The following is a 15,650-nucleotide window of genomic DNA, read 5'->3' as shown; positions in this document are numbered from 1 at the left end:
GTATTTTTCCGGAAAAACCAATGCCGGAAAACCTACCACAGCCCTTTGCCCGGCCTCCCCTGCCGAAGGTCAGGCCGCCCGTGCCGGTGTCGCTGTCCGCGAAGCGACACGCCGACGCTGCGCCTGCGGACCACGCCGACGCGGCAAGGCCGGCCGCGCGCCCGGTCGGGTCAGCGTGGGCAGCGCGAAGCGGTGCAAGCTCCACCAGGCCAGCATCGGCATGCCCACCAGCCACAGCGGCAGCCAGCCGATCCACTCGCTGTGCCCACGCGCCGCCGGCCACACCAGCACCAGGGCAAGGCCAGCCAGGGCGATCTGCCGCACCGGGCGCAGCACCCGCGGATCGGGACGTTCGGAACGAGAGGAAGGACGATGCGACATGGCGGCACTCCGTGGCAGAAGGAATCAGGACAGGCCGGCAGAATTGCCTGTGTCCATCTCACCGATTGCGACCTGGCAGGCGAAAGGTTGAGCCGTGCGGGGTCCGGCGCTGCGGGATGTGCGTTGAGGCGGGGATTGGGGATTGGGGATTGAGGGATTGGGAGCGAAGACTGAGAGTGAGCCGCGCCGGCTTTCAACCCTCTGCAATACCGCCTTGCGCCGCACCGGCCGCGCCAGACCAACGTCCGTCGCGCTCCGGCCAGCAACGATCTCCTGCCGATGACGCTGTCGACGACGCCAGACCGGGCCGTTGACGCGAACTTGCCCCCTGCATGCGGTAGTGTGCTGCTCCTACTGCCCCTTTTGTGATGTTGCGATGCGCCTGACCGTTACGATCGCCCTCGCTTTTCTGCTCGTCCTTGGCCTGCCTGTGGCACACGCCAAGGACACATCCACCACCGAGCCGGCGATCGATCTGTCAAAGATCATGGGCACCTGGTACGTGATTGCGCGCATGCCCAATCCGGTCGAGCGCGGGCACGTCACCAGCCGCGACGAGTACACCCTGGACGAAGACGGCAAGGTGACGGTGCGCTATCTGTATCGCGATGGTTTCGGCGAGCCGGAAAAGGAAGTGAGCGCGCGCGCGTCGGTGGATGCGGAAAGCGGCAACCGCGACTGGCGAGTCTGGTTCTACAAGGTGATCCCGGCCAAGCAGCGCATCCTGGAAATCGCACCGGATGGCTCGTGGATGCTGATTTCCTACCCCGGCCGCGACCTGGCCTGGATCTTTTCGCGCAAGCCGGACATGAGCCGCGAGCAGTACCGCACGCTGGTCGATAAGATGCGCGACGACTATTCCATCTACACCGATAAAATCAAGCGCGTGCCGCAGCTGCGCGAACAGGTGGATCGTCTGGGGTTTGAGGTGCCGAATAAGCGTTAGGTCCCATGAAAACATTGCCGCAATTGCTTCGAGAGATCGAAAGCGTCGCCGACTTCGCAGAGATTGAAGTCGGCGACGCGAACACACGCGGCCTGTTCAACAACTATCCGTTGCACGTTGCGGCCGTTTGGGGCGACTGCGAAGCCATTCAATTGCTTGTGAGTGCAGGCGCTCGCATCAATCAGCGTGGCGAGCATGGGTTCACTCCGCTCATGGAGGCTGTCGCTCAAGATCACCAAGAGGCAGCGGCACTACTAATCTCATTGGGTGCAGAGCCTTTGCGCAACGACCATGGGCAGCTGCCGAGCGAATACGCACAAGTAGGCGGCAACAATCAATTAGCGGCCTATTTGGTGAAGCATGGGTTCTAACAATTCATTCAAACCGACGCGCCTGCGGCACGCGGCTTAATTCAGGCGTTAGGCCTCGATGGAAAGACTCAGTGCTCACTTATGCTGACGGATCGCCAATCCAAGTCGGAGACTCGGTTCTGCTGGAGCATGGTCAGACTCCAGGCACCGTTGTGCTAGTCGTCCTCACGACCGCCGAGATGGAGAGCATTGGTGTCGAGGAGCCAGGCGTCATGCTGCTTTCCCCACCATTCGGACGCGTCTACCTGCCAGAATGGTCCTTGCAAAATGAGCTTTTGCAGTTTGTTTCTCACGGGCCATCGGCCTAACAATTCATTCAAGCCGAACCCGCTTCGCGGGTCGGCTTAATTCAGGCGTTAGGCGTGATGGACCGCATCCACACGCACAACGACCCAACGGTCGGCCAAGCTCAGTCGTAATTGCTCAGCGCCAATGACAGCAGTGCCTTGGTCTGCTCGCGCAGCGAGACGGGTTCGACGATTTCCGCGTCCGAGCCATAATGCAGCACGTCCATCAGTAGCTCGCGCGAATTGCTGTATGGCAATTTGAGCTCGTAGCGGCCGTCGGGCAGAAAGCGGCCCTGCTGCTTGGAGTGCCAGTGTTCGTCGGCCACCCAGCGCGCGGCCTTGGCGCTGAACACGATGGTCGCCCAGCCCTTGGGCGCGCCCGAAAAGATGCCGTAGCTGGCGGCAAGTTGCTCATCCAGCTCGCTGTCGGGAACATCGCGCGGGGCGGTATCGAGCAGGCGCGCATGATTGATGCGGTCCACCGCAAAGCTGCGCACGCCATCGCGACCATGGTCCCAGGCATCCAGGTACCAGTTGTCGCGGTAATGGGTGATGCGCTGCGGGGACACGGTGCGCTTGGTCGATTCGTCGGTAGAACGCGCGCGGTAGTCGAAGCTCAGTTGCTTGCGCTCCAGCACACCGGAGGCCACGGTGCGGAAGCTGGCTTCGTCCAGCTTGCGGCCGCGATGCGGGATCACCCGCACCCGGTCCACCGGCCATTGCGAGACGCCGGCCTGCGCCGCCAGCAGCCCTTCGATGCGCTGCTGCAACGGCGCCAGCATCGAGGACAACACCCCGCCGCCGGTACGCGCGAGCAATTGCTGGGACGCCAGCAGGGCATGCAGTTCTTCCGAACTCAGCCACAGGCCAGGCAGCTCGAAGCGATCGCTTTCGCCGGACAGATAGCGAAAGCCCGATTCGCCGTCGCCTTCCACCGGCGCCATCAGCGCGTCGCGCAAAAACGCCAGGTCGCGATACACGGTGGCGCGGGAGCAGCTCAGCTCATCCTGCAGCCGCGCCACCGTGACCGGGTAGCGCGCTGACTTGAGCAGGCGATGCAGGGAGTTGATGCGTTCATAGCGGTCCATGCCCCGATTATGTCCGGTTCTTCGTGCCGCGGGGTGAGCGTCGCTATGCACTCCCGTGCAGAACAAGGCCCGTCCGCGTTGGTCGGCTTGCGCCGGTTGCGAAGACGCCGCGCGCCAGGCTTGCGTGGTGCCCGCGACCGGACGCGACAGCACACCCTCCGGGGCTAGCGCCAGAACCGCCAATGAAGCGCGGCATTCACTTGGTTATGACGTGCCGCACAGTCCGTTATCATGAAATCGCTTTCACCCTCCCGCCCTGCCCTCAAGCGAGCTGCCCATGTCCCGCCGTGCCCCGTTGTCTGCCCTGCTGCCGTTGTTATTGATCACGCCTGCCGTCTGGGCCCAGGCAGTTGCACCGACGCCAGTGGACCCTGCAGCTGCGCTGATGCCCTCCCCTTGGGGCGGCAGTAGCGGCGAGCTGGGCTATGCCGCTGCCCATGGCAACAGCACCACCGACAGCCTCAACGGCCGCGTGCGCCTGCGCTACACCGACGGCGACTGGATCCACAGCCTGGATGCCACCGCACTGCGTTCGAGCTCGGAGTACACCAATACCAACGACGACGGCAGTACCGAACGCGAGCGCCAGACCACCGCCGAGCGTTACACCGGCAGCGCCGGCAGCGCGTTGCAGTTGGGCGAGCACCGCCAGCTCACCGCCACCGGCCGCTACGAACATGACGACTTCGCCACCTACGATCGGCTGGCCACCTTCGGTATCGGTTACGGCACGCGCCTGATCAACGCCGACCGGTTCTATCTGGACGCGCAGGTCGGCCCGGGTATCCGCCGCGCGCATAACAGCGACGAAGACCGCAACGAGACCGGCCTGATCGGGCGCGGCCTGTTCGATCTCAAGTACACCGTCACCGACAACACCGATCTGATCAACACGCTGCTGGTGGAATCGGGCGAATACAACACCTACGCGCAGAACGATTTCGGCGTGCAGGTGAGCATGAACTCGCACTTCGCGTTGAAGGCCGCCTGGCAGATGCGTCACAACAGCGATGTCAGCGACGGCGACAAGAAGACCGACACGCTGACCACGGTGAACCTGGTTTACACGTTCAAGTAAGCGATTGGGCGGTTGTGGGGCGGGTTTGGTAGCGGGGGCGGGTTATCGGTAATGCGCTCGCGGCCGGGGCCGCTCCTACAGTGAGGTGGCGGCTGCCGGCGATTACGCAATTGCGTTCTCGTAGGAGCGGACCTGGCCGCGACGGGGCTTCCCCGGTAATGCCCTCGCGGCCTAGGCCGCTCCTACGATGCGGCGGCTGCCGGCGATTACGCAATTGCGCTCTCGTAGGAGCGGACCTGGCCGCGACAGGGATTCACCGGTAATGCCCTCGCGGCCTGGGCCGCTCCTACAGTGAGGGGAGCGGCTGCCGGCGACTATGCAATTACGCTCTCGTAGGAGCGGACCTGGCCGCGACAGGGCTTTCCCGGTAACGCCCTCGCGGCCGGGGCCGCTCCTACGGTGCGGCGGCGGAGGTGCGGCGGCGGATCGGCGTTACAGCTCGGCCAATAGCTGTGCGGCGCCCTTGTCGAACAACCCTTGTGCGACGCGGCGACCTAACTCTTCGGTGTCGTCGGGGCTGCCGTGCGCATCGGCATGGATCAGGCGGCCATCGCTGGCGCTGCCGACCATGCCCTGCAGGTACAGGCTCTCGCCTTCCCAGGTGGCGAACGCGGCCACCGGTACGTGGCAGCTGCCGTGCAACGCGCGATTCATCGCCCGCTCGGCTTCCACGCAGACCCGGGTGGCGGGCGCATCCAGCACGGCCAGCAGCGCGTGGATGCGCGCATCGTCGCCACGGCATTCCACTGCTACCGCGCCCTGTGCCGGTGCCGGCAACCATTCCGGCGCGTCCAGCCGCGCACTGATGCGCGCGTCAAAACCCAGCCGCTGCAGGCCGGCGCAGGCCAGCACGATGGCGTCGTAGCCGCCGTTGTCGAGTTTGGCCAGGCGCGTGTTGACGTTGCCGCGCAGGTCGATCAGCTCCAGATCCGGGCGCGCGGCACGCAACTGCGCCTGACGCCGCAACGACGAGGTGCCCACCCGCGCGCCCAGCGGCAGCGCCTGCAGGCTGGCGTAGAGATTGGACACCAGCGCATCGGCCGGGTCGCCGCGGCCCAGGATCGCCGGCAGCACGAACGGATCGTCCAGTTCCATCGGCACGTCCTTGAGCGAATGCACCGCGCAATCGGCCTCGCCGCGCAGCATGGCCAGCTCCAGTTCCTTCAGAAACAGGCCCTTGCCGCCGATTGCCGCCAGCGAGCGGTCCAGTACTTCGTCGCCGCGGGTGCTCATCGGCACCAGCACGACCTCCAGGCCGGGATGGTGCTGGCGCAGCGCGGCGGCGACGTGTTCGCTCTGCCAAAGGGCGAGCGGGCTCTTACGGGTAGCGATGCGGAGCGTGGTCATCCGGCCATTATCGCGGACCGGACCGGTAACTCATACATGACGCAGTTGATCGCGCAGGCTGGCCACGCAACGCCGGCTCACTTCCAGGGTCTGCGGCACGTTGCGCAGCACGGCGTGCACCTGGCCATCGCCGCTGCGGCGCAGCTCCACCAGCTCGTCGCGGGCGACCAGGCAATTGCGATGGATGCGCACCAGACGGTCGGCGAATTCGTCTTCCAGCGATTTCAGCGACTCTTCGATCAAGTCCTCGCCACGGGTGTGGTGGACGATGACGTACTTCTCTTCGGCCTGCAGGTAGCGGATATCGCCGATGGCGATCAGCCGCAGACTGCCACGCAGGCGCGCGCACAGATGGGTGCGCAATGGCCGCGGTGCGGCGCCGGGTGCGCGCCCGGCCAGGAACGTGGCCACTTTTTCCAAGGCGGCGGCCAGGCGTTCCGGGCGCACCGGTTTCATCAGGTAATCCAGTGCGGCGGCGTCGAAGGCGGACAAGGCATGCTGGTCGTAGGCGGTGCAGAACACCACCGCCGGTGGCGGCTGGCTCTGGCGTAGCAGCCGCGCGGTTTCCAGGCCATCGACGCCGGGCATGGCGATGTCCAGCAACACCAGATCCGGGTGCAGGTGTTCGCACTGCTGCAGCACCTGCTGGCCGTTTTCGGCCTCGCCGATCACCTCGACCTGCGGATGCTCGCCCAGCAGCATGCGCAGGCGCTCGCGCGCCAGTGGCTCGTCATCAGCGATCAGCACCCGCACTTGCGTGGCCGTCATGGACATCCCCCTCGCTGCAGTAACTCCCCGTCACGGCAGCGGCAATGTGATCTCGCAGGCATAGTAGCCTTCAGCCCAGCTGGCCGCCATCCGTGCCCCGGCACCGAACTGAAACGCCAGCCGGTGCGAGATGCTGGCTTGCGCATGCCCGGCCCCGGCAAGCAACGGCAGTTGGGTTCCCGGTTGCGGGGCCGGGTTGACGATGCGGATCTGCAACTGGCTGCCGCGCTGACGCAGCGACAGATACAGCGTGCCGCCCTCGGGCATCCGCGAGACCCCGTGCAGCACCGCGTTTTCGACCAGCGGCTGCAGCACCAGGCGTGGCATCGGCAGCTCCCACGGTAATGGCTCCTGGCGGTGCCAGCGCACCTGCAGGCGCTCGCCCAGGCGCAAGGACTCGATGGCCAGATAGCGCTCGGCCAGTTCGCATTCGGCGCGCAAGGTGGACAGGCCTTCGCCGGCGCCGAGCGCGGCGCGAAACAGATCCGACAGATCCAGCACCGCCTGCTCGGCCACCACCGGGTCGCGCCGTAGCAGGCTGGCAATCAGATTCATGCTGTTGAACAGAAAGTGCGGGCGGATGCGTGCCTGCAAGGCATCGGCCTCGGCACGCGCGTTGGCCTGCACCTGCGCTTCCCAGCGATCACTGACGTAGAAATAGCGCAGCGCCAGCGCGGTGATCAGCACCACCGTGGCCGCGCTGCCCAGGGTGAAGCGCCAGAAGCCGACCAATGGGCCAAGCGGCGCCTGCTCCAGTACGGCATACAGCGCGTGCACGATGCCGGCGCCCAGCATCGCCACCAGCGCGGCGATCAGCAGCGCGGCCAGCCCACCCAGCTTGGGCGGCAGCCGCGACAGCCCCGGCCGCAGCACGCACAGCAACACGGTGACCGCCAGCGCCAGCCATAACGCCAGGCCGCTGGCCGAGACGAAGCGCGACAAGGTGAGGCTGCGCGCGGCGCCGGCATCGGGCACCAGGGTCACCACCAGCACCACCAGCTCGGCCAAGCCCAGCATGGCGCCCAATCGCGGTAGCCGGCACAGGTCCGGCATCCAGGTGATCTGCGGGGCGCCGGTGGCCATGGGCTCAGGCGGCGGTGAAGCGCGCCTGCATCCAGTTGCGCAGCGCTTCGATTTCTTCCAGACAGACCTGATGGCCCATCGGGTAGGTCTGCCATTCCAGGTCGAAGCCAAGTGCGCGCAGGGCCTGCATGCTGGCCTGGCCGGCAGCGAACGGCACCACCGGGTCGGCGCTGCCATGCGCCATGAACAGCGGTTGGCGGATGGCGGCCGGCTGCAACTGGCTGGCGGCCGCTGCCGGGTCCGGCAGGTAGGTCGACAGCGCGATCAACCCGGCCAGCGGCACGCTGCGCTGCAGGCCCACGGCCAATGTCACCGCACCACCTTGCGAGAAGCCGGCCAGCAGGATGCGCTCGGGCGGCGTGCCACGCGCCTGCTCATGGGCGATCAGGGCTTCGACCTGTGCCACCGATTCGGCGATGCCGACCTTGTCGGCACGGCTGGCGAAATCCATGCCGACGATGTCGTACCAGCCGCGCATGCGCACGCCGTTGTTGATGGTGATCGGGCGGATCGGCGCATGCGGGAACACGAAGCGCAGCGCCGGCCACTGCGGGCGCACCAATTCCGGCACCATCGGCGCGAAGTCGCTGCCATCGGCGCCCAGGCCGTGCAACCACAGCACGGTCCACTGCGGGTTGGGTCCGGTCTCGCGTTCGATCACTTCCAGCATCATCCAGCTCCGCTTGGGGGCCGGGCATTATGCCTTGCGCACCGGCCCTGCCCCGATCACGTGGGCTCGAACGCGCCGGTCACCCGGATCGCATGCGGCGATTTGCCGTCGCGCAGTGGCCATGTGCTGCGCGCGGGTCGCGCGCTTCGGCAATGCAGACGCTGCCGGCGTAGCACCGGTAACGGCAACACAGCGTGGCCGGCGAGCAGAGGCGCAGCACGCTGGGTCCAATCGGGCCAGCAGGCCCAGCCGCTCAGATCAGCGAAGGTTCCAGCGCGGCGGCGCGGCGCAGTTCGGACGCACGCACCAGCACCTTGGGCGGGTCCAGCTCTTCGGGGATGCAGAAGATGCCGGCACGTCGCAGCGCCAGACCGCTGCGACGCAGCGAGGTCAGCGCCACCACCGGGATCGACACCGCCATGCCCACGATCACCGGCCCCATCCAGGCGGCCAGCGACGGCGAGACGGTGTACGCCACCGCGCCCATGAACAGGCCGAACACGGTCAGCCCGCCGTAGCTGCGCAACAGCGCCGGCCACGACAGCTTGCCGTCGTCGCGCACCTGCGCATCCCAACCGGAGTCCTTGCCGGCCAGCACTTCGAACACGCCGCGCGACTGCAGGTACATCACCACCGGCGCCATCAGCGCGGCCAGCACGGTTTCCAGCAGGATGCTCAGCAGCGCGCGAATGGCGCCGCCGCAGGCCTTCATCTCGCGCGGGTTGAGCAGCAACGCGATATAGCCCAGCAGCTTGGGCGCCAGCAGCACGAACATGGTGCAGATGAAGATCCAGATCGCATTGCCCTGGCTGCTGCCATGCCAGTAGCGCGCAGGCGAGAACGGCAGGTCGCCGGCCAGGTCGATGCCGCCGCCGGCCAGCGGAATGCCGATGCCGATCAGCATCAGCAAGCCCCACATCGGCGCGGTGAAGTAATGGCCGATGCCGATCAGCATGTGCATGCGGCTGATCCAGTGCAGGCCCTTGGCGCTCACCACCTTGGCGTGCTGCAGGTTGCCCTGGCACCAGCGGCGGTCGCGGATCAACAGGTCGGTGAGCGTGGGCGGGCCTTCTTCGTAGCTGCCCTGCAGGTACGGCACCATGTGCATGGCCCAGCCGCCGCGGCGCATCAGCGCCGCTTCCACAAAGTCGTGGCTGAGCACATGCCCGCCGAACGGCTTGCGCCCGCGCAACGACGGCAGGCCGGCGTGATCGGCGAACGCCTGGGTGCGGATGATGGCGTTATGGCCCCAGTAATTGCTTTCGGCGCCATGCCACCAGGCCACGCCGAAGGCGATGATCGGCCCATACACACGGCCGCCGAACTGCTGCATGCGCGCAAACAGCGTCTGCCCGTTGACCACGGCGGGCAGGGTCTGGATCAGGCCCACGTCCGGGTTGTTTTCCATGCCGGCGACCAGCCGCACGATGGTGTCGCCGGTCATGACGCTGTCGGCGTCCAGGATCAGCATCTGCGGGTAGCTGCCGCCGAAGCGGCGCACCCAGTCGGCCACATTGCCGGCCTTGCGCGCGGCATTGTCGGCGCGGCGGCGGTAGAAAATGCGGCCATGCCCGTCGACGCGGTCGCACAGCTCGTTGTAGACCAGTTCTTCGGCACGCCCGATGTGATCGCGGGTGGTGTCGCTGAGCACGAAGAAGTCGAAGTGCTCCAGCTGGCCGGTTTCGGCCACCGATTCGTAGATGGCCTGGAGGCCGGCCAGCAGGCGGCGCGGATCTTCGTTGTAGGTGGGCATCAGCAGCGCGGTACGCGAGCGCAGCGTGGGCAGCGGTTGTTCTGGGTCGATGCCGAGCTTGCGCCCTGCGCGCGCCACCACGGTGATGAAACCGGCCACGGCGCTGGCGAAGGACATCGCGATCCACGCGAACAGCAGCACGAACAGGCCAAGCAGGCAGCCTTCCAGCACGCTGACGCCGTCGGGCCACAGCACGCTGAGCATCACCCACACCGCGATGGAGGTGGTGACGAAGGTGCCGCCGATCAAATAGAAACGGCGCACGCCGATGCCGACCGGCGAGGTGCGCTGATGGCGCACCTGCAGGCTGCCTTCGCGCAGGCTCTGTTCGGGCATCGCCAACGGCGCTTCCGGTGGCAGCGTGGGCTGGCCGGCGTCGAGGGCGGATAGGGGGGGGATTGCAGTTGGTGCGGGGGGAAGGGTCACGGTGCCGTCCATCAAGGCTGCCCGTCGCACGCGTGCGACAGTGCGGTCTGCAGCGGGAGATCCATCCCCGCCACGCGTAGCGAGCGTACAAAGCGCGTCGCACGGGCAAGGTGCCCGGCGGCGTGCGACCAGGTCGCGGTATTGGCAGCTATGAAACCACTCCGATGCACAAACTCTCCTGGCGGCGACGCAACGTCGCGGCTCATCCTAAAGAATCGACCGTTAAAGGAAACGAAGGCCATCGTGCAGTCTTCGCCCCTCCCGACGAAGACCGCGCGGCAGACTACGCGGTAACGACCGAACGCAACCCCAACAGATTGCAGTCTGGGGCGCGTGCTGTCACGGCCTGCAAATCACGCAATGGCCGTTGTCAATGCAAGCGTTGTGCCATCCGTGGCACACAGCAGTGCAATCGGTTGCAGGATGTCTGGCGTGCCGGAAACGCGATGAAGCGGACTATCGAAGCGACGTGCTGCGCAGATCATGCCGCGTGGCGCGATCTCGCGTTGAGCTGCATGGCATCGGCGCGACGGTTGTTCGGCCGCTCTTGCGGTTTGCGCTGGAGCCATGACGCGCAGTGTGCTGCGGCGATGCTGCGTATCCAATCTCGCGCTGCGCTGCGGCCTGCCCCACGCCAGGTATCGCGTGCGACACACTCTCCGCGGCGCGGCCTTCTGCGTGCTGCGAGAAAGACGACTGCGGCAAGGATGGGAGCGGCGATGCTTGGTCGCGCGCTCCCGCCCTCCCGCGTCAACAGGGCTTACTAGCGCGCGGCCTCGCTGGCATCGCGGGTGGCGCGGAATTCCGAGTCGCTGCTCCAGTTCGGCCACTGGCGCGAATCGGCCAACTGCTGGCCCAGCGTGTACAGCAGGCCCAGATCGCGCGCGGCACCGGCGAAGGTCCAATCCGGCTTCCACTCATCGCCTTGCTGGTGATAGCGCTTGGCGGTGTAGTCGTCCGATGCTGCCTTGCCTGCGGCAATGCCGCCCACTTCCCAATCCTGCCCGGCCGCATACGACAGCGCCGGCACACCACGCTTGGCGAAGGAGAAATGATCGGAGCGGAAGAAATAGCCCGCCTGCGGCTTGGGGTCGGGCGTGTAGCGCAGCTTGGATTGTGCCGCCACGGTCTTGAGCTGATCGAGCAACTCGAGTTTTGCGGTGCCGTAGATGCCGAAATCGCGCGAAGGCACGAACGGGTTCATGCCGTCCATGTTGATCACCGCCACCGTGGTGTCCAGCGGATACAGCGGTTTGGAGGCGTAGAACTCCGAGCCCAGCAAGCCCTTTTCTTCGGCAGTGACCGCCAGAAACACCACCGAGCGCTCCGGCTTGGGTCCGCTGGCAAACCCGCGCGCCAGCTCCAGCAACGCCGCCGTGCCGCTGGCGTTATCCAGCGCGCCGTTGAAGATGGTGTCGCCGCGCGCGTCCGGCTTGCCCACGCCGATATGGTCCCAATGCGCGCTGTAGATCAGCGTCTCGTCGGGGCGTTTGCTGCCTTCCAGGCGCGCGACCACGTTGTGCGAGGTGATCACGTCGGACTTGACCTGGTAGCTGGCACTCAGGCCCTGGCCCTTGAGCTCGACCGGCTTGAAGCCGCGGGTCTGCGCCTGCTTCTTCAACGCATCGAAATCCAGCCCGGCGCGCTTGAACATCGCGGTGGCCAGATCGCGCTGGATCCAGCCTTCCACGGTGGGATGCGCGGCGCGCGGGTTGTCGCGCACCACGTCGAACATGGTGTTGGTGTTGGAGCTGGCCACAGTGTCCCAGCCATAGGAGGCCGGCGCGGTTTCGTGCACCACCAGCACGCCGAGCGCGCCCTGCCGTGCGCCTTCTTCGTACTTGTAGGTCCAGCGGCCGTAATAGGTCATGCCGGCGCCGTCGAAGGCGCCCTTGCCGGTTTCGAAGTCGGGGTCGTTGATCAGGACCACCGCGATCTTGCCCTTCAGATCCACGCCCTTGAAGTCGTCCCAATCGCGCTCCGGCGCCTTGACGCCGTAGCCGACGAACACCAGTGGTGCGTTGGCGATGTCGACCTTGGACGAACCATCCAGCGCGGCGCGGATGGCGATCTCCTTGCCTTGCGTCAGCGCCTGCGGCTTGCCGGCAGTGGCCAGCGCAAGCGTCGGTGCACCGACGATATCGGCGCGGCGCAACGGCACCGCCTGGGTCCACAGGCGCTTGCCATCCTTGAGATCGCCGCCAGGCTGCAGGCCCGCGTCGGCAAATTGCTTGCTCAGGTACGCAATGGTTTTTTCTTCGCCGGCAGTGGCCGGGCCGCGGCCTTCGTAGGCATCGGAGGCCAGCTCCTTGACGTCGCGCGAGATGCGCGCGCCATCGAACGTCGGCGCCTGCGCCATCACTGCGGTCGAGACCGCCATTGCCAAAAGTCCCACGGCAAGTCGCTTCATTGCATACCCCCAGATATCAGACAGCCCTGGAGTGTAGCCACCCGCGCGTGCAAGCGGCGGCATGTCGCGGGATGGCCGCCTGCGATGACCGAGCTGCGCCGGACCAGCTGTCGGCACGCCTGCACGCGGTAGGGCTAGGGCGATGCGCGCGCTTAAAACAGGTCCACGCTGCCGGTCTGTTGCATGGTCTGCAGCAATTGCCCGCTGGCGATCAGCTCGGCGTACACCACGGCGCGATTGCGGCCGTGCTGCTTGGCCCAGTACAGCGCCTTGTCCGCTTCGTCCAGCTGCTGGCTGATCAGGCGCCCGTGCGTCAGCTCCACGATGCCGGTGCTGAGCGTGACCTGCCCGACCTGCGGGAACACATGCTCGGCAACGGCAAGACGAAACCGCTCGAACAGACTGATCGCAACATCGCGCTCCACGCCACGCAGCACGATCACGAATTCTTCGCCGCCGAAGCGGAACAGCAGATCGTCCTGACGGAACGCGCGCTGCATCAATTGCGCGACCAGCAATAGCACTTCGTCGCCATACAGATGACCGAACGTGTCGTTGACACGCTTGAAATGATCGATATCCACGATGCCCAGCCAGACGCTTTCGTTGGCCGGCGTTTCTGCCCCGCCTGCGAACAGCCGCAGGATCACATCGTCGAAGGTCTTGCGGTTGCGCAGGCCGGTCAACGCGTCGCGCTGCGCGTCGTCGAGCAGGCTGCGGTAATTCTGGAAGAAGCGTGCAAAGCCCTGCAGCATCGCCTGTTCGGCGGCACCGGGCGCGCGTGCACCGCCCACCCGCAGGCAGGTGCGGATACCGCGCGCTTCCATCATCGGATAGACCAATAGCGCCTGGCCATTCTGGTGCAGGTGCACCACATCGCCGGGGCCATGCACGTCGACCAGCTGGGCGCGCATCTGCGCATCCTTGAGCTCAGCCACCGTCAACGACAAGCGGCCGTCGTCGTGCAGGCGGGTTTCGGCCATGGTGCGGCCATCCGGGGCAATGCGCAGCAGCGACAGCTCTTCGGCGGTGCAGAGCTCGCGCATTGTGCGCAACAGGCTCAGATCGAGCAGATCGGCATCGCGGATGGCGGTCATATCCACCATCCGTTCCAGCAACGGCGTGGCGCTCATTGGCGGCTCGGCCGGTACGCAGATGCAGACGCAGGCCCGCCTTGCCGGACACGGCGGGCTGGCGGACAACTGGAGTGGCAATGCGCAGGCTTCACGACAACGACCGGCAATCAGGATGCCGGTTCATCGGCGCCCCAGCCGCAAACTTGAGGTCGGCGGCCGCCAAGGCTCAGCGCGCGGCCAGCCGCCGCTGGTCAGCGGACACGCCCGCCCGCGACACCGCTGGGGACGGCTGCCCTGGAATGCTTAAGGCAACGCGGATTCCAGCGCGTCTTCGCCCAGCGCATGCCGCTGCATCAGCCGGCGGCTGCCGGCATTCAGGCCCTTGACCTGCACGTCCAGGTCGTGATGCCGCAGCCGCTGCACCACTTTGTCCAACGCCGCCACGGCGGTGATGTCCCAGAAATGCGCGCGGCTCACGTCGATCACCACGCCGCGGCCAGGCACCTCGCGCGCGTCGAAGGCGTCGATGAACACATCGGCCGAGGCGAAGAACACCTGCCCGCGCACGTTGTAGGTGCGCACGCCATCTGCGCCATCGCTATGCGCGATCTGCAGCAGCCCGGCCACCTTGAAGGTAAAGAACACCCCGCTCAGCACCACGCCCACTGCCACGCCGGCAGCCAGATTGTGGGTGGCCAGAGTCACCGCCACGGTGGCCAACATCACCACGCTGGAGGTACGCGGGTGGGTGACCACGGTGCGCAGCGAACGCCAGTCGAAGGTCTCGGCCGACACCATCACCATGATCGCCACCAATGCCACCACCGGCACCTGCGATACCCACGGCTTGAGCAACACCATCAGGATCAGCAAGAACACGCCGGCGAACAACGTCGACAGCCGGCCACGGCCGCCGTACTTCACGTTGCCAACGGTCTGGCCGATCATGCCGCAGCCAGCAATGCCGCCGAACAGGCTGGCGGCGGTGTTGGCGATGCCCAGCCCGGTGCACTCGCGGTTCTTGTTGCTGGGGGTATCGGTGAGTTCGTCGACCACCCGCGCGGTCATCATCGATTCGAGCAGACCCACCATGGCGATGGCCAACGCCGGCAACGCGATGATGCGCAGCGTCTCCAACGTCATCGGCACGGCCGGCCATTGCAGGAACGGCAGCGCATTGGGCAGCCTGCCCAGATCGGCCACGGTCTTCAGCGGCAGGTGCAGGGCGCTGCCGGCGATGGTCAGCAGCAGGATGCACAACAGCGGCGAGGGAATCGCCGACAGGCCGGGCACGCGCAAGCGCGGCAGCCCGTAGATGATCGCCAGGCCCACACCGAGCATCACCCAGCTGGTGAGGTTGGCGCCCAGCAGATGCGGCAGCTGTGCGGCGAAGATCAGCACCGCCAGCGCATTGACGAAGCCGGTGCGCACCGAGCTGCTGACAAAACGCATCAGCACGCCCAAGCGCAGCAGCCCGAACAGGATTTGCACCGCGCCGGCCAGCAGCCCGGCCGCCAACAGATACGGCAGCCCGTGCGCCGCCACCAGCGGTGCGGCCACCAACGCCACCGATCCGGCCGCGGCAGAAATCATCGCCGGGCGTCCACCGCAAAATGCAATCACGATGCCGATAACGAAGGACGCGAACAGGCCGACTTGCGGGTCGACGCCCGCCACGAAGGCGAACGCAATCACTTCGGGAATCAGGGCAAATGTTGCGACCGCACCGGCCATCAGTTCGCGCGCAGGTGAAGCACGCCATTGCGCCAGTTCGGCACGCAGGAAAGACATTGGGGGACACTCCGGGGACAAAAAGGACAGCCTGCGGACAGTGCGCAGCGACGATAGTGTGCGGGAAAGCGACCGCGCCCGCAGCCCACCTGTGATCTGTGCGCCAATGCGCTTTTCTGTGGCTGCGATCACGCCGCGCGACGCGGACGCAGACCAAGATGCCCCCCTCACCGCG

13 protein-coding genes are annotated in these 15,650 nt (G+C 66.3%); 3 read left to right on the top strand and 10 right to left on the bottom strand.

Annotated elements, in window-relative coordinates; translation table 11 throughout:
- Positions 1-69: 69 nt before the first annotated feature.
- Positions 70-381 carry a hypothetical protein gene (locus ABQU90_RS13760; RefSeq protein ID WP_055850542.1) on the bottom strand — a complete coding sequence of 104 codons (312 nt, stop codon included), beginning with the start codon at positions 379-381 and terminating at the stop codon, positions 70-72.
- Positions 382-757: 376 nt separating this feature from the next.
- On the opposite strand from ABQU90_RS13760, the gene ABQU90_RS13755 reads away from it, so the two are divergent.
- Together ABQU90_RS13755 and ABQU90_RS13750 are read left to right on the top strand one after the other, a co-directional pair.
- Positions 758-1,327 carry a lipocalin family protein gene (locus ABQU90_RS13755; RefSeq protein ID WP_323521525.1) on the top strand — a complete coding sequence of 190 codons (570 nt, stop codon included), beginning with the start codon at positions 758-760 and terminating at the stop codon, positions 1,325-1,327.
- Positions 1,328-1,332: 5 nt separating this feature from the next.
- Positions 1,333-1,698: an ankyrin repeat domain-containing protein gene (locus ABQU90_RS13750; protein ID WP_323521523.1), complete on the top strand. Its 366-nt coding sequence runs from the start codon at positions 1,333-1,335 to the stop codon at positions 1,696-1,698.
- 409 nt (positions 1,699-2,107) lie between these two features.
- On the opposite strand, the gene ABQU90_RS13745 is transcribed toward ABQU90_RS13750, so the two are convergent.
- The gene (locus ABQU90_RS13745; protein WP_104617524.1) at positions 2,108-3,073 is read right to left on the bottom strand and encodes a helix-turn-helix transcriptional regulator; all 966 of its coding nucleotides are present in this window, start codon (positions 3,071-3,073) and stop codon (positions 2,108-2,110) included.
- A gap of 277 nt (positions 3,074-3,350) precedes the next feature.
- Here ABQU90_RS13745 and ABQU90_RS13740 point away from each other — a divergent pair, with 277 nt between their 5' ends.
- Positions 3,351-4,151: a DUF481 domain-containing protein gene (locus ABQU90_RS13740; RefSeq protein ID WP_055850532.1), complete on the top strand. Its 801-nt coding sequence runs from the start codon at positions 3,351-3,353 to the stop codon at positions 4,149-4,151.
- Positions 4,152-4,583: 432 nt separating this feature from the next.
- Here the strand turns inward: ABQU90_RS13740 and hemC are convergent, their stop codons facing one another.
- From hemC to ABQU90_RS13700, 8 genes are all read right to left on the bottom strand, one after another.
- Positions 4,584-5,498 carry a hydroxymethylbilane synthase gene (gene hemC, locus ABQU90_RS13735; protein ID WP_115552875.1) on the bottom strand — a complete coding sequence of 305 codons (915 nt, stop codon included), beginning with the start codon at positions 5,496-5,498 and terminating at the stop codon, positions 4,584-4,586.
- A 30-nt stretch (positions 5,499-5,528) separates the two neighbouring features.
- Entirely contained in the window at positions 5,529-6,266 is a 738-nt protein-coding gene (locus tag ABQU90_RS13730) for a LytR/AlgR family response regulator transcription factor (protein WP_055851383.1), read from the bottom strand.
- 30 nt (positions 6,267-6,296) lie between these two features.
- Positions 6,297-7,349: a sensor histidine kinase gene (locus ABQU90_RS13725; protein WP_055850527.1), complete on the bottom strand. Its 1,053-nt coding sequence runs from the start codon at positions 7,347-7,349 to the stop codon at positions 6,297-6,299.
- A 4-nt stretch (positions 7,350-7,353) separates the two neighbouring features.
- Positions 7,354-8,022 (bottom strand): alpha/beta hydrolase, encoded by a 669-nt coding sequence (locus ABQU90_RS13720; RefSeq protein ID WP_115526996.1) that lies wholly within the window; start codon positions 8,020-8,022, stop codon positions 7,354-7,356.
- Between the two features lie 250 nt (positions 8,023-8,272).
- On the bottom strand, positions 8,273-10,210 hold the full coding sequence (gene mdoH, locus ABQU90_RS13715; RefSeq protein ID WP_055850522.1) for a glucans biosynthesis glucosyltransferase MdoH: 1,938 nt from the start codon (positions 10,208-10,210) through the stop codon (positions 8,273-8,275).
- 751 nt (positions 10,211-10,961) lie between these two features.
- Entirely contained in the window at positions 10,962-12,608 is a 1,647-nt protein-coding gene (locus ABQU90_RS13710) for a M28 family metallopeptidase (RefSeq protein ID WP_323521521.1), read from the bottom strand.
- Positions 12,609-12,760: 152 nt separating this feature from the next.
- Positions 12,761-13,741: a GGDEF domain-containing protein gene (locus ABQU90_RS13705; protein ID WP_161964605.1), complete on the bottom strand. Its 981-nt coding sequence runs from the start codon at positions 13,739-13,741 to the stop codon at positions 12,761-12,763.
- Between the two features lie 246 nt (positions 13,742-13,987).
- Positions 13,988-15,475, bottom strand: coding sequence for a SulP family inorganic anion transporter (locus tag ABQU90_RS13700; protein WP_115552872.1), 1,488 nt, complete (start codon positions 15,473-15,475; stop codon positions 13,988-13,990).
- Positions 15,476-15,650: the final 175 nt, after the last annotated feature.

This window comes from Xanthomonas sp. WHRI 10207, assembly GCF_040202975.1.
Classification (GTDB): domain Bacteria; phylum Pseudomonadota; class Gammaproteobacteria; order Xanthomonadales; family Xanthomonadaceae; genus Xanthomonas.
Note: the sequence above shows the minus strand (reverse complement) of the source record. Positions and strands in the feature narration are given on the sequence as shown.